The sequence below is a fragment of the Shewanella sp. cp20 genome, from assembly GCF_000832025.1.
In the GTDB taxonomy this organism is placed as follows: domain Bacteria; phylum Pseudomonadota; class Gammaproteobacteria; order Enterobacterales; family Shewanellaceae; genus Shewanella.
Genome location: NZ_JPII01000026.1, coordinates 103,007 through 123,612, shown reverse-complemented (window position 1 = coordinate 123,612; position 20,606 = coordinate 103,007). Strand labels below are relative to the sequence as shown.

Here is a 20,606-nt window from a genome sequence, read left to right as displayed (position 1 = left end):
CCCACATTGAGCAAATTAACCATGGTTAAGGTGTTTGAAAACCACAGATGTCCAGCCCTAAAAACTGTTTAAATTTCGAACTGAGAGTTAGGTCACACGAAAAACTTTGATCTCGATCTATAAAAACCTCAGTTACCTCTCAAGAGGTATACCCCTATCAAAAGCAAGGATTAGACTGAATCCTATCCTAATGCGACCACTCTCCTAAATATCGCCAATATCCCGGGGAGCAGGTCGCCAAATAAGGGTTAACCCATGACACAGGAATACCATGTGACCAGCCTGGTGGTACACGCCGCTCCCGGTAAGGTCGAACAAATTACAGCGGATATCGACGCGCTTGTTGGCGCCGATATTCACGCCATTACCGACGAGGGTAAGTTCATCATTACCCTAGAGGGGGCCACCCAGGGTGCGATCCTCGATAACGTCGAAGCCATCAACGCCCTTAGCGGGGTGTTATCAAGCAGTCTTGTCTATCACCAAGTTGAACCATTAGAAGAAAAGAGTGAGGAAACACCATGAGCATTAGCCGTCGCGAGTTTCTAAAAGCCAACGCCGCAGTTGCCGCTGCGACCACGGTTGGCGTCACTCTGCCAGTGAAAGTAGTTGAAGCCGCTGAGCAGAATGACAACATCAAGTGGGATAAGGCCCCCTGCCGTTTCTGCGGCGTGGGCTGTAGCGTATTGGTCGGCACCAATAACGGCAAAGTCGTTGCCACCAAAGGCGATCCAGAAAGTCCGGTCAACAAGGGCCTTAACTGTATTAAGGGCTATTTCCTGTCGAAGATCATGTACGGTAAGGATCGTCTTACCACGCCATTGCTGCGCATGAAGAACGGCCAGTACGACAAAGAGGGTGAGTTTACCCCGGTCAGCTGGGACATGGCCTTCGACACCATGGCCGAGAAGTGGAAACACACACTGAAAACCAAGGGCCCAACCGCCGTCGGCATGTTCGGCTCGGGTCAGTGGACGGTATGGGAAGGCTACGCCGCGTCTAAGCTGCACAAGGCAGGTTTCCTCACCAACAACATAGATCCAAACGCCCGTCACTGTATGGCATCGGCCGTGGGTGGCTTCATGCGTACCTTCGGTATCGACGAGCCTATGGGTTGCTACGACGACCTAGAAGCCGCCGACCAGTTTGTGCTCTGGGGCGCCAACATGGCAGAGATGCACCCTATCCTGTGGGCACGCCTGTCAGACAGCCGCCTAAGCAAGCCAAACAGCCGCGTGCACGTGCTGTCGACCTTCGAAAACCGCTCTTTCGACCTGGCCGACAACCCTATGGTGTTCCGCCCTCAGTCTGACTTAGCGATCCTCAACTTCATCGCCAACTACATCATCCAGAATGGTGCGGTAAACAAGGAGTTCGTCAGCAAGCATACTAAGTTTGCCCTGGGCACCACAGATATCGGCTATGGTCTGCGTCCCGACCATCCGCTGGAGCAGAAGGCCAAGAACCCTGGCAACGGCAAGTCAACCGCCATCAGCTTCGACGAATACGCCAAGTTCGTCAGCACCTACACCCTGGAATATGCCGCCAAGATGAGTGGTGTCGAGCCTGAAAAACTCGAGACCCTAGCCAAGGCCTACGCCGATCCTAAGGTGAAGATCATGAGCCTGTGGACCATGGGGATCAACCAGCACGTGCGCGGTGTATGGGCCAACAACATGCTCTACAACATCCACCTGCTGACCGGCAAAATAGCCACCCCAGGTAACAGCCCATTCTCGCTGACGGGTCAGCCATCTGCCTGTGGTACCGCCCGTGAAGTGGGTACCTTCGCCCACCGTCTACCAGCAGACATGGTTGTGAAGAATCCTAAGCACAGAGCCGTGGCCGAGAAGCTGTGGCAGCTGCCGGAAGGCACGATTCCGCCTAAGCCTGGCTTTCACGCCGTGCTGCAGAGCCGCATGCTCAAAGATGGCAAGCTCAACTGTTACTGGACCATGTGTACCAACAACATGCAGGCCGGTCCTAACATCAACGACGAGATCTACCCAGGTTTCCGCAACCCAGACAACTTCATCGTGGTCTCGGATCCATACCCAACGGTTACCGCCATGGCGGCCGACCTGATTCTGCCTACCGCCATGTGGGTCGAGAAGGAAGGTGCCTATGGCAACGCCGAGCGCCGCACCCACATGTGGCATCAGCAGGTAAAGGCTCCCGAGGGCGCCAAGTCAGATCTGTGGCAGCTGGTCGAGTTCTCTAAGCGCTTCAAGGTATCAGAAGTCTGGCCGGCCGAGCTGGTGGCCAAGAAGCCTGAATACGCCGACAAGACACTCTATGAGGTGCTGTTTGCCAACGGGGTGATCAACAAGTTCCCAACCTCTGACTGCAAGGGTGATCTCAACGATGAGTCGGAAGCCTTCGGCTTCTACCTGCAGAAGGGTATCTTCGAAGAGTACGCCCAGTTCGGTCGCGGCCATGCCCACGACTTAGCCGACTTCGACACCTACCATGAGACCCGCGGTCTACGCTGGCCTGTGGTCAATGGCAAGGAGACACTGCGCCGCTTCGTCGAAGGCAGCGACCCTTACGTCAAGGCCGGTGAAGGCTTCAACTTCTACGGTAAGCCAGACGGTAAGGCGGTGATCTTCGCCCTGCCTTACGAGCCTGCCGCCGAGGAGCCAAATGCAGAATACGATCTCTGGATGTCGACGGGCCGCGTGCTCGAACACTGGCATACAGGATCGATGACCGCCCGCGTACCCGAGCTGTATCGCGCCTACCCAGATGCACAGATCTTCATGCATCCGGAAGACGCCAAGGCCCGTGGTCTTAAGCGTGGTGATGAAGTAGTCGTGGCCTCGCCTCGCGGTGAAGTCAAGACACGTGTTGAAACCAAAGGCCGGAACAAACCGCCACGAGGCGTGGTATTTATGCCATTCTTCGACGCGCGCCAACTGGTCAACAAGTTGTTACTGGACGCCACAGATCCGCTCTCGAAAGAGACAGATTTCAAGAAGTGTCCGGTAAAAGTGATGAAAGCCTAAAGCGGTTCAACTGAACCCTTTAATCGCTTGAGTCAAACATCAGATATGAAGAGTTAGATATGAGCCAGGTCAATCGCAATAGCAAAGCCAAGGGGGTCAACCGCCGCCAGTTCTTAGCCACTACGGCTAAGGCGGGTTGCGCCGTGGGCCTGCTTGGTCTGGGGGTTACCGGGGTTGCCAAGCAATCCTCACACCTTGACCCTATGGCGATTCGACCGCCTGGCGCGTTAGATGAGCAAGATTTCTTGTCGGCCTGTGTGCGCTGTGGACTCTGTGTCCAGGCCTGCCCCTACGACACCCTGAAACTGGCACGCTGGTTTGAGGGTGCGCCAACGGGCACGCCTTACTTCACGGCGCGCACCGTGCCCTGTGAGATGTGCGAAGATATCCCCTGTGTGAAGGCCTGCCCCTCCGGCTCGCTGGACCACGCCTTGACCAATATCGACGAGGCCAAGATGGGGATTGCCGTACTGATCGACGAGAAAAACTGCCTCAACTTCAAAGGGCTGCGCTGTGACGTCTGTTACCGCGTCTGCCCCTTGATCGACGACGCCATCACGCTCGAACGCCAGCACAATCAACGCAGCGACCATCACGCCATGTTTCTGCCCACAGTCAACAGCGACACCTGTACCGGCTGTGGTAAATGCGAACATGCCTGCGTGTTGGAAGAGGCGGCGATCAAGGTGCTGCCGGCCCATATCGCGCTCGGTAAGACGGCAACACACGATACCTATATCAATACCGAAGAGACCACGCTTGAGATGTTAAACAAGGGGCTCACACTATGACGAGCAATACGAAGATGAAGACGCCTGGCGCGGCTCAGACGCGTTTCGCTCAGGCGGCGATAGATGAACTGGGCTGGTGGCGCGCTCACAAGTTCCTGTTCCTACGTCGTGCCAGTCAGTTGTGTGTGCTGCTCACCTTTGCCATCGGCCCCTGGATGGGGCTCTGGGTGCTCAAAGGCAATCTCTCCAGCAGCGAGCTGCTGGGCACTATCCCGCTGTCGGATCCTCTTGCAAGCTTGCAGGTACTGATGACGGGACACCTGCCCGAACTCAGCCTGCTACTGGGGGCGGCGATAGTAGCCCTCTTCTACCTGCTTGCGGGTGGACGCGTGTTCTGCAGCTGGGTCTGCCCGGTCAACCTGGTCACAGACAGTGCCAGCTGGCTGCGCCGCAAACTGCGTCTGCCACGCACCGCCGAGATGCCTAGGAACCTGCGCTACTACCTGCTGGCCCTGGTGCTGCTGTTGCCCCTGGTCACAGGGATCACTGTGTGGGAGTGGGTCAACCCAGTGCCAATCCTCTATCGCGCCCTGCTGTTTGGCGCCGGTAGCGGCCTGTGGATACTGGCGATGATCTTCTTGCTGGATCTCTTCATCAGCGAGCGAGCCTGGTGTGGCCATCTGTGCCCCACAGGCGCCCTGTTTGCCCTGCTTGGCAAGGCGAGCCCGGTCAAGGTATCTGCGGTCAATGCCAGTGCATGCGACAACTGCATGGATTGTTTCGAAGTCTGCCCCGAGCGGCAGGTGTTGAAACCCGCCCTCAAGGGCGACAACCCCATGATAGTCGACAGCGATTGCACCCAGTGTGGCCGATGTATCGATGTTTGTGCCCAACGCGTTTTCCAGTATCAAAATCGAATTGCCCTAAAGGCGGAGAACAACCAATGAAAAAAGTACTCACTTTAGTCGCGCTGATGGCGCTAGGAGCCTGTTCTGGTCAGCAAACTAAACCTGCGGCCGAACCCGTGAACATCAGTTCACTCGGAAAAGGCGAGATCACCGCGGTACGCGCCGCCGACGAGATGCCGACCTATCCTAGGAAAGGTCAGGCGATTGAACGCGGCTTCGTCCACCAGCCACCGCTGATCCCCCACAAGGCGGACTACAATATCAGCATCAAGAAAAATGGCTGCATGACCTGCCACAGCCCGGAAAAAGCCAAGCGCATGAAGGCGACCCAGATCCACTCATCGCACATTCTGGCGGACAACAAGCTCAACTATGAGTATTTCAACTGTACTCAGTGCCACGTGCCACAGGCGGAAAACAAGCAGAAGTTGGTTGAGAATAACTTCTCGAATCAATAAGGCTTGAAGTTCGGGTCTTGCACACTTGAACGTTAGACGCTGAAACATAAAACCACCCGATAATGGGTGGTTTTTTATTGCCTGGCGGCAATAGGGCGCTTGGTGTTGAGGGTTTTAGATATCTGATCTTTATGGCGTTTACCCGATAAATGGAGGGTCGCATCTGAAATACAGCATTCGTGGCACACTTGATTGACCTTACGGCCCGCTTCCACTGCCTTAAGGTATTGACGTTCTGTGTTTGGGAGTAACGCGATTCCTTCATCGCGAGCTCTCCTTCTCTACTCAGCCCTCTCCTTCTCTACTCAGCCTAAGTCGAAGAACTCTAATATGGTATGTCGCTAGTTTAGGGGAGGTTTATACCGACACTGTCTTATTAGGGCGTATCATTTTATCCATTCCCCCATCACACGAAATCACTCTAAATCTCTCACTCTGTTCTAGACTAGTAAGAAGCAGTGTAACACCTTGTACAGTAGAACTTTTACAATGTCAGTAGCCAGAGGCGAAATGAATATCAACTACTCTAATAAGCATTTACAAATAGGGGTAGCCTACGGAATCCCTATACTGTTCTTTGCTTGGGCTTTTCATTATATCGCTACTCATCCTCACGATTTCGTTAAGCTTTTCTCACTATCTCTTACGCTCGTATTGCTATTAATATTCATACAACTAATATCAATATGGATATCAGGTCTTTTTACTTTATTAATGGTAAAACCTTACGGCATTGAATTAACATTCCATGATTACTTTGGAATCACTGTCGTATCACGAAGCTTAAATATCATTCTGCCTATGAAAGGAGGTGCAGCGGTAAGGGGGTTATATCTAAAACAGCAACATAACTTGTCGCTAACGGACTTCTCCGCAATATTTGCATGGCAGTCATTGCTCACTCTATTTGTCGCATCCTTATTAGGCCTTTCAGGGCTAGCTTGGTTGTTTTTACAAACAAATGAGATAGATCGACTTGGGTTGATCATTTTTAGTAGTGCAGTACTGATATTTGGCGTTCTTATATGTTGGTCACCAACAATAAATAACATTCAGAATGAAAAAATAAAAAAACTAAAAAACGTACTCGACAGCTGGAGAAAACTGCGTACAAATAGAAAAATCATTATTAGAATAAGTCTACTTTCCTTTATTAATACTGCACTGTCGACTGCTTCCATCGCACTTATTTTTTACGCTTTAGACAATCCGCAAGCACTAGGCGCCGCACTTTACTTAGGAGGAAATCAAGATGTTATGTATCACGCTAGCATAACCCCTGGCGCTTTGGGGGTAGTGGAAGCAAGTACTGTCTTTCTGAGTAAAAACATATCAATTAATGTCAGCGATGCCCTATTGGTCGCTCTAATAAATCGCACGTTAATATTTTCAGTGTCAGGATTACTGACTCCGTTTTACATTCATCGAATCTTAAAGAAACAGAGTTTAATACGGACAAAAATATGACTAAATCTGTTCAGAATGACAAAGATTATGGTGGCTATATAAGTGATAGTTGGGTCCCAGCCCCGCGCTTTGCAATGCGCCGCCAAAGAGTACTCAATTTGTTAACCTCTTATCCTAAAGGAAAGTTGCTTGAAATTGGTCCTGGAGCTGGTTCGTTAATGAGGGACTTAGCTTTAGAAGAATTCAGTTGTATAGGTTACGAAACGGCAACTGAGGCTCGAAAAATTTTCCAATTGATGACTGAAGGAATGGGAAATGTACAATTAACTGAGAGGCCATCTGAAAGCTGGAATGCCCATTTCGATTATATTTTATCGTGCGAAGTTTTAGAGCATATTGAAGATGATAAAGCGGCTCTAAAAAGCTGGGTCTCTTACTTAAAAGTTGGTGGACTCGCAATAATTACAGTGCCATCTCACTCTAGGAAATTCGGCCCTTCAGACGAATGGGCTGGCCATTATCGGAGATATGATAAAGACGTACTTATATCCCTAATAGAAATGTCTGGATTAAGCATCATTCACTTTGAAACATATGGGTTTCCACTGGCCAATATTAGCTCATTTGTGCTAAAAACATTAATTAAAAGATCTAGCTTAAAACAGCAACAAAAAGACAAAAGAGCAGCAACAGCTCGAAGTGGAGTTGAGCGCACTGCAGAAGGTAAATTATATCGTTTTCAGACAAACCTGCTGGGTAGATCACTTATGCGCATCGCATTTAAAACTCAGTATTTGTTCAGAAACACCGAATTAGGTGATGGTTTCATAGTTGTAGCAAAGAAAAATGCAAACTGAAAAGAGAATCATATTTTGGGGGACCTATGATATAGGAAAACCTCGCGTTCGATTGCTAGTACAAGCAGCGCAAGCGCTTGGCTATCAAACCGTACAAGTTCATAGTCATGTATGGCGGGGAGTTGAGGATAAAAGTCAGATTACTAGCTGGAATAAGAAGCTGAAAGTTTTATGGCAGCTGTTACTAGCATACCCCATATTAATTGTAAAATATTGGCGAACCCCAAAACACAAGCACATCGTTGTCCCTTATTTGGGTCTTCTGGATGTCATTGTACTTTGGCCCTGGTCCAAATTACGAAACGCCAAAATTCACTGGGATGTTTTTTTGTCTCTCTACGATACAGTCGTTAATGATAGAAAAATTATCTCTAAACACCACCCATTAGCCAAGCTACTCTACAGAATAGAGCTATTGGCGAGTAAACTTGCCACATCTTGCTTCCTTGATACGCCTGCTCATGCAGAGTATTTCGAATCGATATACAAGCTCACACACAAAAAAATCAGTTGGGTTCCTGTTGGGGTCGAAGCTGATAACTTTCATCGTAATTCAGAACTCCCTAAGGTTGACTTAAATAACATAAAAGTGCTTTTCTATGGACAATTCATACCGCTACACGGCCTGGATACCATAGTCAATGCTGCAAAACTCGATTTAAACAATGATAAGCGTATAGATTGGTTAATCGTAGGAAAAGGGCAATTATCTAAACAGATTGATAATCGAATAGCCCAAGAAAATATCTCCTCCATTCGTCGGTTAGAATGGGTTGATTACAAAGAACTTAACAACTTACTACAGAGTTGCGATATTTGTCTCGGTATATTTGGCACATCAAATAAAGCTAAGAGTGTGATTCCAAATAAGATTTATCAAATCATGGCAGCAGGCAAGCCATTTGTAAGTGCTAGAACAGCTGGCCTAGAACCTTTATGTCTAGAAAAGAATATCGCTGTACGTTTAGTAAGAGAAGGAAGCCATGAAGAACTACTAGATGGTATTTACAATTTGGCGGAGAGTATCGAGGAATGTCCAGATGAAATGCTTGAAGCAACACGTGCTATGCCTATTGTAAACGCAGAGGCTATTGCGTCGCACTTAGAGAAGCTGTTTACTGCCCCATGACCTAACCCTTATGCACTTTTTCTAGCGTTCTTTCTTCGCTGCTCCAATTCATGGGCAGCTATGAGATCTTCTTTCTGATCTAACTTTTCTTCCAGCACTTCAATTCTATGCAGTACCTTCTCCGTCAACTTTCGATTGAAACCAATCAAGTCAGCGACCAACCCCATTAAAATAGTAATAAAGCCTAAAATCAACAAGGTAGAGCCGAGCACTAAAGACTGCACGTGACCATCGCCAGCCCCATGAAGAAAGAAGTATAAGAAACGCACAATCGGAAGCACACCACAAGCCATGGCAACAAGCCCAATAAACAAGAACACCTGTAAAGGACGATACATAGTGTAGATCCGAGCTAGGGTCGAAACCGACATTTTTAAAAACTGCGGGATACTCCTAAATAGGCGTGACTCGCGCGTTTTTTCATTGGTTCTAATCGGCACAGAAAGCACGTTTAAACGCTTCGCACTAGCTTGAATCAGCATCTCAATAGTGTAACTGAAGTCAGACACAATATTGATTTGTTGCGCAGCACTGCGGCTGATAGCACGAAAACCACTCACGGCGTCACTCACTGGAAGCGCAGTCGCTCTGGCAATCACAAAACTGCCAAACACTTGTAAACAGCGTTTAAAAAAAGAGAAGTGTTTATTGCTGTAACCACCACGATCTCCTACCACAATCTCGGCCCGCTGCTCTAAAATTGGCTTTACTAAAAGAGCAATGTCTTCCCCCTTGTATTGGTTATCACCATCTGTATTCACGATAATGTCCGCGTGTTGACGTACACACTCTTCCAACCCTTGACGAAAAGAGTAAGCCAGTCCTTTATTGCTACAATTAATAAGAATATGCTCTACGCCTAAAGTTCGAGCCAATTCTGCCGTTCCATCCGTCGAGCCGTCATCTATGATTAGGATTTCCACCTTATCTATGCCTTCAATGTCTCTTGGAATGGCCTGTATGACCGCCGCGATATTATCCGCTTCGTTGTAGCAAGGTATCTGGACTATTAACTTCATCAATTCATCCCCTTCTTATACTTCAACCAAGTTCAAAATCCGGTAAACAACGCTTGTGATTGCATCAATGCTTCTGGTCGATACAAATGGTTGCCCCAGCGTATAACTACCTCTCCAACATCTGTAGCGCTCATTAGATATGAGCCTTTTGATAGAAACCGAACCTGGCCACTTTTCCAAGTATGTCCGTCTATCCCGACATCGAAACTTCCCTCTAATGTGTACTCACCTTCAATGCTAATTTGAATCTCTTGCTCTTTATCCCCTTTAGCAAACTTTAGCACTTTTCCAGCAACATACAGCTCTGCCCAATGGTGGATGTAGTTAGATTTAAGTGCTTTGGTATCTTGATCCAATAACCCGTCATTAGAATTCACTCCCTTTAATGCATTGAGATAATGGCTATTGGCGATGACGAATACCGGGGTATTTTTTTCTATTGCAGACTGAATCACAGGAACACCTCTGGTGTAGTAATCTTCATAGCCCCATGTACTCATAAAAAAGCCTTGCTTCGAGTATCTAGAAACCATTGAGCAGCAATCTATGTAAGCTACTGGCTCAGGGAAAACCTTGTGAACCTCATCGATAAATTGGCGTTGATAGTTGAGTGACCTTTTCGTCGGTAAAACAAGACCATTTACCACAATAGAAACCGTGAAGAGACTTGCTAAAATGAAGAAGATGAAACGGCACAACCTATGATTCAAATAACCTCGAGCCCCATCCCACGCAACGGCGGATAACACACTGACAGAGGCCAACATAAAGGTGTAGTAGTAAGGAAAGGCATTCCGGTAAAACAACAAGGTTACAAGCGGCAGACTTATACCAAACAACTTTAACGACATTTCACGACTAAATTGCGTTTGTTTGAAGTAAGAGAACACAACAAAGCCGATACCCAATGCCAACGTAAACCAATAGCCAAAATCCGTCGTTAATGAATACTGGAAGTAATGCCAACGTGGAAAGAGCTGTCTTTGGCTCAACGTTTTATCGGCTGCATCCAACATTGCACCGGCGTTTGTGCCACCACTTACTCCACTGATGGTGAAGCTATGCCAACTGTAAAGTATCGCAAACGAGACCAATATTGAGCATCCATAAATCAAGATTTGCTTGGCGTAACCCATTCGGTCCTCTGCCCAATAAAAAGAAACAAGCACCATCGCCAAGAAGGTTGGAATGTATAAAGAGGCTTTTAGTGTGATTAACAACGCTACTGAAGTGAAAACGCCCGCGGCAACTGAGCTACGCCAAGAAAGCTGATTACTAAAAACATAATACAAAGAAAGCATTATCAAAAAAGTCGCAATAGAGTCAGTTCTAAAACTTGCCCCCATACGCACGTTGAATGAAAACGCAAAGTAAGAAAGTACCGCAAACAAAGCCCCCGAAACACTGCATTGGAGGCGACAGAGCCTGTATATACACAGCCCTGTACCCATTTGAAAGGCGATCATAACCAATCTGGCCGCAATGATTTGATCGACTTCATTGTTAGACACATAGCGTATCCAAGTGAAGAAGTGAATATGAAAGGTCTGAATACCGCTGATAGTTTCACCATTGATAAATTGGTGAACGAAAGAAAGGAAATAAAATTCATCCCAGTTTATTTCGTAGCGAAATGCCACATAAAAACGAGCGGCAATGGCAAAAAAAAGCACCGCCCCTAATGTTAAAGCTGAATGAGGAAATATATCGCTCTTTGAATGGTTGGACTTGCCTATCCGATCGGTTGTTTCCATAGGTGCACAATTCTTGTTGATCTACTTACCATCCATAGCCTTTATATAATGCTATAATTTTCTTAAATAATTTTTCGAAAATGCTAGTAGCCAGTATAGTTGTTACCAATCAATTATGCAGAATTGTTACTCAACTTGCTCAAAGCCAAAGAACACCACTCGCACAGCCGAGTAATTAGATGAGTACGGGACACAGTACAAGACTTACACCACATAGAAGGTCTGGACGGCGTTCTAGATCGAGTACATATTCCCCATTAACCCCAATCTAAAATCCTAGATTACTGAGTTGCTCACACCAGAGTGACCCTCTATTCTCACTCTAAGACTTACTCTACCTGACTTCCTGCGTCATGTAGTTTCAGCAACTTTGTCGACGACGTCGTCGATGCGATCTTTAGCTGTGTTTTTGGTAGATTGACATCTGATTCTACTCACCCAACTCTTAGCCTAACTCATACCTGACTCGCACTCTAATCGAGTGTGCCATTGGTAATGCCATTCTGAATATGAATACCAGTCCAGTGATTAGCACTCATATTTTGGGTGCTCTTGGAGTTTGCCAGGGCATTAAGTCCGCTTGATTTTTCCTATCTAACACCCATTTAACTTATGACGATGAATTGATAGGGTAAGCAAATGGATTTTGTTGGGCAATTAGGTGGTTGGGAGTCGCTGCTGAGCTATTTTATGCTGGGTACTCTATTTATCCTGCTGATTTTAGGGCTGGCAAGGTTAATCCGTTGGGCCAAGGGGATGCCCGCCGGCGCCTATCTCGCCTTGGCGCTGTTTCCTCTGATTTCACTGTTTCCTATCCCGCCCAGCGAGATCAAAAAGTTGCAACGTATCAAACAGGAAGAGGTGAAACGCGACCAAGAGTCCGGCAACCAGCACGATGACGAGCCAGGTGATGAGCCTGATGATGAGCCTGAGCATTAAACAGGCCGCGAACCTCATTACCAACCGCTTAAATGATAGGCTTGATGACGTTCGATAAAGTGTGACATGGCTAAAAACTATCGCTCAGCTAACCACGAACAACATAAGGAGTATGTGTGAAAATCTACGGTGATCTGCAGTCTGGCAACTGCTACAAAGTCAAGTTGCTATGTGCCCAGTTAGGGATTAAACATGAGTGGATTCATGTGGATATTCTCGCGGGCGATACCGGCAATAGTGAGTTTCTGGCCAAGAACCCCAACGGCAAGATCCCCCTACTGGAACTCGAAGATGGCCGCAGCCTCTCCGAGTCCAACGCCATCCTAAACTTCTTAGCCGCAGATAGCGAACTGCTTCCACAGGACAGCTTTGCGCTTGCCAAGGTGCAACAGTGGCAGTTCTTCGAGCAGTACAGCCACGAACCCTTTATCGCCGTGGCGCGCTTTATCGCTAAGTATCTCGGGCTGCCCGACAACCGCCGCGCCGACTACGAGGCGAAACAACAAGGCGGCCATAAGGCGCTGGCAGTAATGGAAGCACAGCTACTCAAGACCCCCTACTTAACCGGCGAGCAGCTAACCACGGCTGATATTGCGCTATATGGCTACACCCATGTAGCCCACGAAGGCGGTTTCGACCTTACCCACTACCCGGCAATTCAAGCCTGGCTTGCGCGTATCGCCTCTCAGCCCCAGTATGTGGCCATGGCCTAAACTACTGTGATGACCAGTGCTGTGGCGATGGCTTGAATATCGGCGCTAGCTTGAATATCTCTAAGAATCTGGTAATGGAAAAACGAAAGGACGCTAGATGACACTACAGAGAAAACTCTTTTTTTTCTGCGGCAAGATGGGCGCAGGCAAGTCGACAAAGGCTAAACTTGTAGCCGATGAGCACCGTGCAATTTTACTATCGGAAGATGAATGGCTGGCGGCACATTTTCCCCAGCAGATTCAGTCATTCGATGACTATATTAACTACTCAAACCGAATCAAACCCTTCATCAGGCGACATGTGGCGCAGCTGATAAACCTTGGCACTAACGTGGTGATGGATTTTCCCGCCAACACGATAAGGCAGCGGCAATGGTTTGCCTCGCTATGCAATGAACTTGGCTGTGACCATGAACTAGTCTACCTCGACCTGAGCGACCAGCAGTGCCTGACGCATATCAATAAGCGTCGCCAGGAGCAGCCCGAACGGGCGCAATTCGATACAGAGGCCATGTTCCATCACGTCACGCAATATTTTGAGCCACCAACTGACGATGAGGGGCTGGATATATTACTGGTCACAGGGGATGACTAAGTTTGGAGTAAAGGGTTGTCCCCCTTTAATTTGCTTGAGACGAAATTGGCTGCATTTTAATTTATTAAAAGTATTTGAGGATCGTACCTTCATGGCTATCTAGCGCCTGCCCGGCAAGGGATGCCAAAGTTCTCGGTAGATAATGCCCGAAGCATTGATTGTAAACGCTCAGCATAGCTGTGGTAGGTTAAGTGAATTTGAAGATCTTACCTTCGCCGTAATTAATAGCCTGCGGCTCGCTTTTGTGCAGATACATCTGCTACACGCCGTGAATACTTCCTTGTAGGCTCGACGATGGCATCTGACCTACATGGACGTAGGAAATGCCAATAAATGTAGGGAACATTTTTGGCCCTGCCATCGACGTCCGCAGATGCATCTACACCCGGTATCCAACGTCTCTTCGATTTGGCTTCATTAGTTATCGATAGAATAAACCAAGCATACTTCTAGCACGGCGGTACTGACCTACATGGATGTAGGGAATGCTAAAAAATGTAGGGAACATTTTTGGCCATGCCGCCAAGAGCCAAAAGCGTGCTTACACCCGTATCTAAACGTTTCTTCGATTTGGTCACTTTTGATGATGGTTAGTTGAGTATTCGGCAGATTGCCAACCTCTAGTCGCTAGACTGCGAATCTATACGGGTATAAAGGAATATTGCAAAAAAGCGACCCTTTCGCTTCCTACTATGTAATCTTGCAATTCTCGCTTTGTTTTTTGAGAATTCGTAACCAATTGATTAAATTTAGTAAAAAACTGAGCATCAGCCATTTAATAGGGAGTGGTGGAGGTCTCGTTAAATCGGGTCTCGTTTTGTTTTGGGACTGTTCACTTTCCCCTTGTTATGTAATGCTGTTATTGATATAAATTTCAGATATTTAAAAAATTTTGCCGCGATTTATATTAGGTGGTAGTGATTTACATAAGCGGTATTCTCGCTAATAAGCGTTACAACTCAAAAAGGCATCGAGCATGAAATATGTTATAGCGGCACTATCTCTGATTATCTCTATGTCAGTTTTTGCCAATCCAGTACCTGAATTTCCTTTCGTGATTGTTACAGAGAAAATGGAGCAAGAGGTAAAGCCAGATTTGGCTAAAGTTCGATTTAATCTCTTGGCATATGATAAATCTTCCGATAATGCAATGGAGCAATTAACCAAGCTCTCTGCTCAAATGCTAGAAATCCTAAAAAATAATGGCATTCCTATGTCAAACTTGGAGTCAACCCAAGTCGATAAAAGTACTAAGCGTGCTAGAAAAGATGGGGCATACAACTTAGATATTTTGGGTTATGAAGTTCAACAAGGATTCAATTTGCGTATTGCTGACCTCACAAAATATCCAAACTTAATGAATCAGCTAGTCAGACTAGATGGTGTTCAAAATATAGACGCCTTCTTTGAAACTACTCGTGAAAATGAATACAAGGAAAAGATGATTGTTGATCTAAGTCTAAAGACAAGGAAAAAAGCAGACGTACTTGCTAAGGCTCAATCCAGAAAGGTGAAGAGTGTTTACGGAATTACTACCGAAGAGAATTTTGGTCAAGCATATGCAACGTTTTCACTGGAATATAACCCCCAGGCGTATGCTTTAGCTATGGCAGCAGATAATTACGGTATGGAGCTGGTCATGGCAGTTCCAGAATTTATCAAGGTAGGCCAAAGAATAACTGCTATATATGAGTTGAAATGAAACTTGTGTCAACAAGTTGTAACAAAGCAATCAACCGGACTTCGCATTGCGTGGTTCGCTTCGCTCACTTTACCACGCAATGCTCTGCTCGGTTATTGCCGCGTTAACACATAAAACATTAATCTAAAGCTCACATATATAACTCTAAAGTTCTAACTCATTTTTGTAAGGACTTAGCTTTTAGAAGATGATAACTGCCAAATGCAGCTCAATCGAAGAGATGGATAACTAGGTGTAAACATGCTTTTGGCCTTCGAAATCATGAATGATTTCGCAGAGCATCCATGGATGGACTTGCTGCGTGCCAAAAGAATGTTTGCACATAAGGCCTGCTGCCAAGCAATTGATTAACCATGAGGCTATGGTTTAAAGCTCCCATCCAAGCACCTAAGTCAGGTAGATGCAAAAACATCAAAATGAACCAACACTTCATTCAATCTGTCACAAATGTGTAAGCACATAAAGGTCGCTCTTTTGCGTCCCTGCAATCGCGACATTGGTGCATCCATGCACTGCACCTGCTGCCAAGCAATTCAAAACAACGAAGCATTGGTCTTCAGCAGGCAAAATTCAATTCCAAAAGGCCTTGGCCAACCAACCCCACCTCAAATACTTAGCGTACCCAAACACGGCTAAATCGAAGAAATGGATAACTCAGTGTATGCGCGCTTTTGGCCCTCGGCGGCATGGAAGCCGCCGTGGAGCGTATAGGGACATATCCACAGCGTGCCAAAAGAGTGCATGCACACTCCCCGCCGGACAGGCGATTGATAAACCATAAAGCTATAGTTTAAAGCGCCCATCCAAGCACCTAAATCAGGTAGATGCAAAAACATCAAAATGAAGCAAGGGTTAACGCTACAACGCGGTGATGGACACCAAACCAAAGGTAAGGAACAGTTCCGTAGAGAAGCCGCTAAGGCTCCTCATTAGCCAACTTCAACTCCACCACATTTCCCTCAGGGTCATGGATATAGAGGGATCGCCCAAATCCTTGGGCGCCATAGCGTCTGGCAAAGCCTTGGGTGGCGATACCGTGATGGGCTAGGTAATCCAGCAACGTTTGTTCCTCCATGGCCTCGATGAGCAGGCAGATGTGGTCGACGTTGCGGCCATCTTGCTGCGGCGGCCCACCACCGAGTCGCCCCAGGGGGCTGTCGCAGGTGACGATATCGATCAGCGCCTTGCCCGCCCTGAGCTGTGTGAGCCCCTCCTCTGGCAACTCGCGATCCAGTTGGCAGCCCAGTATCCCCTGATAGAAGGCCAGCATGGCGCCCAGGTCTGTGGTGCGAAACACCAGATGGTCGATTCCTCGAATGCTTAACATAGTCACCTCATTTTCCCTATCCCTCATCAGTATAGTCGCCGATAAATGAAGATAATCACCCACTTGTGACAATTGCCGGTAGGCGAAAGCGTAAAATTGGCGTAGCTTGTCTCTATCAGGCCTAAGGAGATACGTGATGAAACAGGGTAAGCACGACGCACAGCTGTTAAAACTGGCGCTGGAGATAGGCGTAGGCTACGCCAAGAAACGCGGCTTTAGCGATTTTGGTCAAGGCATCTCCCCCAAGGACAAGGTGGAATGCATCTACCGCCTGTTGGTGCAGGACAAGCTCATCCAGCCCCTGGCCACGGATAAGGAAGATGGCCCCAACATGAAACACAAGTTGATCCTCTGGATCCATCGCCAGCTCCCCGAGGATCACCCCCTCAAAGAATAACCCCAAGCCTGAGCATGGTGAGCTATCTAGACCTTTGCTCGCCCTCAAGCCGTTGATCTCTATCAAACCTTAGGCCGATTCCCGGCAGCGAGGGCTGAGATGAGCTATAGATCTAGCATCACCTCAGCCTAAATGCACAAGGAGTTTCCGTGGCCGGGCCAGGACTCTCGAGTCAAGTGGCGGCCGAGCGGCTCGAACAACATGGGCCTAATTGCCTGCCCAAGCCGGCAAGACTCAGCTTCGTCCGCCTGTTTATCCTGCAATTTAAGAGCGCCTTCATCTACGTGCTGCTCGCGGCCTTCATCGCCTGTCTGCTGTTGGGTCAGTTTCTCAATGCCATCTTTATCTTCGCCGTGCTGCTGCTCAACGCCATCATAGGCACAGTGCAGGAATACTCGGCCCAGCAGGCGGCCGACGCCCTGAGTAAGATGGTGCCCTCCCAAACCAAGGTGATCCGCGACGGCCACCCCAAGCTGGTCGACAGCATGAGCCTGGTGCCCGGCGACTATATTCTGCTTACCAACGGCGATCGCATTGGCGCCGATATCAAAATCGAAAAGCATAACCAGTTTAAGGTGGATGAGTCGGCGCTCACCGGCGAGTCGCTGGCGGTGAACAAGACAGATCTCGCCTTCGCCGGCACCCTGGTCACCCATGGACGAGCCGAGGGGGAAGTGGTCGCCACCGGCGCCCGCACTCAGATAGGCCAGATAGCCGCACTGGTGCGTCAGGGCGGCAGCGCCAAGCCCCCCTTGATGCAGCGCATCGAGCGCTTCACCCTAATCATCGCCATCGCCACCCTAGTGATCATCGCCCTCATCTTCGGCCTCACCCTGCTGCGGGGCGCCGATCTCTCCCAGGTGTTCCTGCTGGGTGTCGCGCTGGCGGTCTCCGCCATTCCCGAGGGGCTGCCGGCGGCCATCACGGTCGCCCTAGCCATCGGCATGAAGCGCATGTCTCAGGCCAATGTGATCGTCCGTAAGTTGGTGGCGGTGGAGTCCTTAGGCTCCTGCACCTATATCGCCTCGGACAAGACGGGCACCCTGACGGTCAACGAGATGACCATCAGCCAGATCAGCCTGCTGAGCGGCGAGCGCTACCATGTGTCAGGCACAGGGCTGTCGCCGACCGGGCTGGTGCATAAACATGGCCACGGGGTGCCAGTGTCGGCCGGGCGCGATCCCCAGTTGCACCGCCTGGCACTCACCGGCGTGCTGGCCAACGAGGCCCACCTTATCTTCGAGGCCGAGCAGGGCCATGGGGATCAGATTCATGCCGACGGTGACGGGGTAGATCTCGCCTTCCTGACCCTGGGCTATAAGCTCAATCTCGAGATGGATAAGACCAAGCAGCCGCCCCAGGAGCGACTATTTGCCTACGAATCGGAGAACCAGTTCAGCGCCAGCATCAACCTGATAGAGGGGCGCTCAGTAATCTCGGTGAAGGGCGCGGTGGAGAAACTGCTGACCATGTGCCAACTCGATGAGCAACAGACTCAGGCGGTACTGGATGAGACCCACTGGCTGGCGAGGCATGGCTACCGGGTACTGGCGCTTGCCAGCGGCGAGGTCAACGACTCACTTCTAGAGCCGGATTTTCTCGGCCTGGACTTTCTGGGTTTAGTGGCCATGAGCGATCCCCTGCGGGAAGATGCCATCGAGGCGGTGGCCCTGTGTCAGCAGGCGCAGATCAAGGTGGCCATGATCACCGGCGATCACCCGGTGACCGCCCTGGCGCTGGCACGTCAGCTCAAGCTGGCCAAGGATAGCGACGCGGTGATCACCGGCGAGCAGCTAACAAACGCCCAGCAGCAGAGCGTGACCGACTTCGACAGGCTCATCGCCAGCCACAGGGTGTTTGCCCGGGTACAACCCAGGCAGAAGATGGAGATCACCGAGTCCCTTATCCGCCAGGGTGAGTTTGTCGCCATGACGGGCGACGGTGTCAACGATGCCCCGGCGCTGAAACATGCCCATGTGGGCATCGCCATGGGGCGTAAAGGCACTGACGTGGCACGCGAGAGCGCCGATTTGGTACTCACCGACGACAGGTTCAGCTCCATCGTCAAGGGGATCATCGAGGGGCGCATCGTCTACAACAACATCCGCAAGGTGATCTACCTGCTGATCAGCACAGGCGCCGCCGAGCTCTTGCTGTTTATCTTAAGCGTGCTGTTTGCCCAGCCTATCCCACTGTTTCCGCTGCAGATCCTCTGGCTCAACCTGGTCACCAACGGGGTGCAGGACGTGGCGCTAGCCTTCGAGCCGGGAGAAGGCCATGAGATAGACCAGCCGCCGCGCAAGCCCAGCGAGCCCATCTTCGATCGTCTCATGCTGGAGCGGCTTATCGTCAGCGCCCTATGGATGGGCATAATGGCCTTCGGCCTCTTCTCCCTGGTGCTGGCCATGGGCAATAGTGAGAATGACGCCCGTAACCTCACCCTGATGCTGATGGTGCTGTTTGAGAATGTGCATGCCCTCAACAGCCGCTCCGAGCGCAACTCACTGCTGCGTATGCCGATGCTGAGCAACCCGCTGCTGCTGTTTGGTATCGTCTTGGCTCAGGGAATACATATAGGCGCCAGTTATACGCCCGGCTTGAGCCAGGCGCTGGGGATCAGCCCGATAGGGCTGGGACAGTGGCTGATACTGCTGAGCGCGGCATCGACGCTGCTGTTTATCGATGAATATCACAAGCGTCTCTGGCGTCAGCAGCACAGGCCCAAGGTTAGGCAGGCAACAGCTGATCGTCAGCTGGAATGATGAGCACATTGCTGCGAATGCGACTCAACATGGCCTCGGCGGTATTGCCTATGACCATGCCCATCAGCCCCTTGCGCTGGCGGGCGCCCATCACCAGATAGGCCGCCTTGAGGCGACAGGAAAGCTCATACAGGCAGAGATCGGGATCGCCCGCCAGGAAGTGGACATGCTCCTGATGCAGACCTATCTCATCCAGCTGGGGCTGATACCTGTGATAGGCGTCCTTCACCAGGGTGCGGGTGTCGAGAAGATCCATGTCTCGCAAGATCTTAGGCACGCGTATGATGTAGGCCAGATGCAACTGGCAATTCATGGCCTCTGCCAGCTGCTGGCCATGTTGTATGACGCACTGATTGAGTTTCTGCTTGATGGCGTTGTCGCTTCCCAGGTCGACCGCCATCAGCACGGTACGGGCACGCTGCAAGGGGTTGTCGCATAACATCATCAGGGGAATACGCACATGGCGGATAAGTTGCCAGTCCATCGGCAGATAATGGGTCTTGTGATGCACCGCCTTAACCATGAGGTCGAACCCATGACGAATAGAGTGATGACAGGCGTGTTCGAACAGATCTTTGCTCCAGACGCTATGTACGGCAACGTCATCGGCCTTAAGCTGTTTCAGCTTGGCGGCGATCTCCTCGCTACGCTGGCGCATCAGCGCCACCTTGGCCGCCGCCGCGAGCCTGGGGTTGTAATGCTCCTTACCCGCGAAGGATTCGTAGCTGTAGGCAAACACCTCCGCCTCCTTCTCCAGCTTCTTGGCCAAGGCGATCCCCGTCTCGATGGCATCGGCCTGCTGCTCGGCTTTCTGGGAAATAATAAACACCTTGTCCATGGTCATCTCCTGTCGGCAAGTATCCACTTGAGCTTAGTCACACTCCGTGAGTTACGCCTTGATCT

18 protein-coding genes are annotated in these 20,606 nt (G+C 49.6%); 14 read left to right on the top strand and 4 right to left on the bottom strand.

Translation table 11 applies throughout. The features are described 5' to 3' along the window. Nucleotides 1-255 precede the first annotated feature (255 nt). The 8 genes from DB48_RS09365 (at nucleotide 256) to DB48_RS09330 (ending at nucleotide 8,495) form a co-directional block, all read left to right on the top strand. Nucleotides 256-525, top strand: a complete 270-nt coding sequence (locus DB48_RS09365) for a chaperone NapD (protein ID WP_041510018.1) — start codon at nucleotides 256-258, stop codon at nucleotides 523-525. After that, on the top strand, nucleotides 522-3,005 hold the full coding sequence (napA, locus tag DB48_RS09360; protein ID WP_041510017.1) for a nitrate reductase catalytic subunit NapA: 2,484 nt from the start codon (nucleotides 522-524) through the stop codon (nucleotides 3,003-3,005). The genes DB48_RS09365 and napA overlap by 4 nt, the downstream gene beginning before the upstream one ends. A 59-nt stretch (nucleotides 3,006-3,064) precedes the next feature. Beyond that, nucleotides 3,065-3,796, top strand: coding sequence for a ferredoxin-type protein NapG (gene napG, locus DB48_RS09355; protein ID WP_041510016.1), 732 nt, complete (start codon nucleotides 3,065-3,067; stop codon nucleotides 3,794-3,796). Beyond that, nucleotides 3,793-4,683 (top strand): quinol dehydrogenase ferredoxin subunit NapH, encoded by an 891-nt coding sequence (napH, locus tag DB48_RS09350; RefSeq protein WP_052813732.1) that lies wholly within the window; start codon nucleotides 3,793-3,795, stop codon nucleotides 4,681-4,683. The genes napG and napH overlap by 4 nt, the downstream gene beginning before the upstream one ends. After that, nucleotides 4,680-5,102: a nitrate reductase cytochrome c-type subunit gene (locus DB48_RS09345; RefSeq protein WP_041510015.1), complete on the top strand. Its 423-nt coding sequence runs from the start codon at nucleotides 4,680-4,682 to the stop codon at nucleotides 5,100-5,102. Before napH ends, DB48_RS09345 begins: the two co-directional genes overlap by 4 nt. A gap of 510 nt (nucleotides 5,103-5,612) precedes the next feature. Further along, entirely contained in the window at nucleotides 5,613-6,569 is a 957-nt protein-coding gene (locus DB48_RS09340) for a lysylphosphatidylglycerol synthase transmembrane domain-containing protein (protein ID WP_160290147.1), read from the top strand. Beyond that, a complete protein-coding gene (locus DB48_RS19690; RefSeq protein ID WP_052813731.1) occupies nucleotides 6,566-7,366 on the top strand; it encodes a class I SAM-dependent methyltransferase in 801 nt (266 codons plus the stop codon). The genes DB48_RS09340 and DB48_RS19690 overlap by 4 nt, the downstream gene beginning before the upstream one ends. Beyond that, nucleotides 7,356-8,495 (top strand): glycosyltransferase, encoded by a 1,140-nt coding sequence (locus DB48_RS09330; protein WP_052813730.1) that lies wholly within the window; start codon nucleotides 7,356-7,358, stop codon nucleotides 8,493-8,495. Before DB48_RS19690 ends, DB48_RS09330 begins: the two co-directional genes overlap by 11 nt. An 8-nt stretch (nucleotides 8,496-8,503) precedes the next feature. Here DB48_RS09330 and DB48_RS09325 read toward each other — a convergent pair whose 3' ends face one another. Beyond that, nucleotides 8,504-9,514 (bottom strand): glycosyltransferase family 2 protein, encoded by a 1,011-nt coding sequence (locus DB48_RS09325; protein WP_041510013.1) that lies wholly within the window; start codon nucleotides 9,512-9,514, stop codon nucleotides 8,504-8,506. A gap of 32 nt (nucleotides 9,515-9,546) precedes the next feature. Further along, nucleotides 9,547-11,268: an ArnT family glycosyltransferase gene (locus DB48_RS09320; protein ID WP_041510012.1), complete on the bottom strand. Its 1,722-nt coding sequence runs from the start codon at nucleotides 11,266-11,268 to the stop codon at nucleotides 9,547-9,549. A 639-nt stretch (nucleotides 11,269-11,907) separates the two neighbouring features. Between DB48_RS09320 and DB48_RS20420 the strand changes: the two genes are divergently transcribed. From DB48_RS20420 to DB48_RS09300, 4 genes are all read left to right on the top strand, one after another. Beyond that, the gene (locus tag DB48_RS20420; protein WP_235375373.1) at nucleotides 11,908-12,207 is read left to right on the top strand and encodes a hypothetical protein; all 300 of its coding nucleotides are present in this window, start codon (nucleotides 11,908-11,910) and stop codon (nucleotides 12,205-12,207) included. Nucleotides 12,208-12,323: 116 nt separating this feature from the next. Next, complete coding sequence (locus tag DB48_RS09310; protein ID WP_041510011.1) at nucleotides 12,324-12,920, top strand: glutathione S-transferase family protein; 597 nt, start codon at nucleotides 12,324-12,326, stop codon at nucleotides 12,918-12,920. Nucleotides 12,921-13,017: 97 nt separating this feature from the next. After that, entirely contained in the window at nucleotides 13,018-13,515 is a 498-nt protein-coding gene (locus DB48_RS09305; RefSeq protein WP_082035616.1) for an AAA family ATPase, read from the top strand. 976 nt (nucleotides 13,516-14,491) lie between these two features. Beyond that, the gene (locus DB48_RS09300) at nucleotides 14,492-15,217 is read left to right on the top strand and encodes an SIMPL domain-containing protein (protein WP_041510010.1); all 726 of its coding nucleotides are present in this window, start codon (nucleotides 14,492-14,494) and stop codon (nucleotides 15,215-15,217) included. A gap of 916 nt (nucleotides 15,218-16,133) precedes the next feature. Here the strand turns inward: DB48_RS09300 and DB48_RS09295 are convergent. Continuing rightward, on the bottom strand, nucleotides 16,134-16,544 hold the full coding sequence (locus DB48_RS09295; protein ID WP_041510009.1) for a VOC family protein: 411 nt from the start codon (nucleotides 16,542-16,544) through the stop codon (nucleotides 16,134-16,136). A 136-nt stretch (nucleotides 16,545-16,680) separates the two neighbouring features. Here DB48_RS09295 and DB48_RS09290 point away from each other — a divergent pair, with 136 nt between their 5' ends. Both DB48_RS09290 and DB48_RS09285 read left to right on the top strand, forming a co-directional pair. Then, nucleotides 16,681-16,941: a DUF5062 family protein gene (locus DB48_RS09290; RefSeq protein WP_041510008.1), complete on the top strand. Its 261-nt coding sequence runs from the start codon at nucleotides 16,681-16,683 to the stop codon at nucleotides 16,939-16,941. Nucleotides 16,942-17,090: 149 nt separating this feature from the next. Next, the gene (locus tag DB48_RS09285; RefSeq protein WP_041510007.1) at nucleotides 17,091-19,703 is read left to right on the top strand and encodes a cation-translocating P-type ATPase; all 2,613 of its coding nucleotides are present in this window, start codon (nucleotides 17,091-17,093) and stop codon (nucleotides 19,701-19,703) included. Here the strand turns inward: DB48_RS09285 and DB48_RS09280 are convergent. Next, the gene (locus DB48_RS09280) at nucleotides 19,669-20,541 is read right to left on the bottom strand and encodes a universal stress protein (RefSeq protein ID WP_041510006.1); all 873 of its coding nucleotides are present in this window, start codon (nucleotides 20,539-20,541) and stop codon (nucleotides 19,669-19,671) included. The two genes, DB48_RS09285 and DB48_RS09280, sit on opposite strands and share 35 nt — an antisense overlap. Nucleotides 20,542-20,606: the final 65 nt, after the last annotated feature.

Bases quoted from the DNA above. Each gene is read 5' to 3' on its own strand.
- napA (WP_041510017.1), top strand. From the start codon at position 522: ATGAGCATTAGCCGTCGCGAGTTTCTAAAAGCCAACGCCGCAGTTGCC.
- DB48_RS09330 (WP_052813730.1), top strand. From the start codon at position 7,356: ATGCAAACTGAAAAGAGAATCATATTTTGGGGGACCTATGATATAGGA.
- DB48_RS09325 (WP_041510013.1), bottom strand. From the start codon at position 9,514: ATGAAGTTAATAGTCCAGATACCTTGCTACAACGAAGCGGATAATATC.
- DB48_RS09280 (WP_041510006.1), bottom strand. From the start codon at position 20,541: ATGGACAAGGTGTTTATTATTTCCCAGAAAGCCGAGCAGCAGGCCGAT.
- DB48_RS09305 (WP_082035616.1), top strand. From the start codon at position 13,018: ATGACACTACAGAGAAAACTCTTTTTTTTCTGCGGCAAGATGGGCGCA.
- DB48_RS09290 (WP_041510008.1), top strand. From the start codon at position 16,681: ATGAAACAGGGTAAGCACGACGCACAGCTGTTAAAACTGGCGCTGGAG.
- DB48_RS09365 (WP_041510018.1), top strand. From the start codon at position 256: ATGACACAGGAATACCATGTGACCAGCCTGGTGGTACACGCCGCTCCC.
- DB48_RS09295 (WP_041510009.1), bottom strand. From the start codon at position 16,544: ATGTTAAGCATTCGAGGAATCGACCATCTGGTGTTTCGCACCACAGAC.
- DB48_RS19690 (WP_052813731.1), top strand. From the start codon at position 6,566: ATGACTAAATCTGTTCAGAATGACAAAGATTATGGTGGCTATATAAGT.
- napG (WP_041510016.1), top strand. From the start codon at position 3,065: ATGAGCCAGGTCAATCGCAATAGCAAAGCCAAGGGGGTCAACCGCCGC.
- DB48_RS09345 (WP_041510015.1), top strand. From the start codon at position 4,680: ATGAAAAAAGTACTCACTTTAGTCGCGCTGATGGCGCTAGGAGCCTGT.
- DB48_RS20420 (WP_235375373.1), top strand. From the start codon at position 11,908: ATGGATTTTGTTGGGCAATTAGGTGGTTGGGAGTCGCTGCTGAGCTAT.
- DB48_RS09300 (WP_041510010.1), top strand. From the start codon at position 14,492: ATGAAATATGTTATAGCGGCACTATCTCTGATTATCTCTATGTCAGTT.
- DB48_RS09340 (WP_160290147.1), top strand. From the start codon at position 5,613: ATGAATATCAACTACTCTAATAAGCATTTACAAATAGGGGTAGCCTAC.
- DB48_RS09320 (WP_041510012.1), bottom strand. From the start codon at position 11,268: ATGGAAACAACCGATCGGATAGGCAAGTCCAACCATTCAAAGAGCGAT.
- napH (WP_052813732.1), top strand. From the start codon at position 3,793: ATGACGAGCAATACGAAGATGAAGACGCCTGGCGCGGCTCAGACGCGT.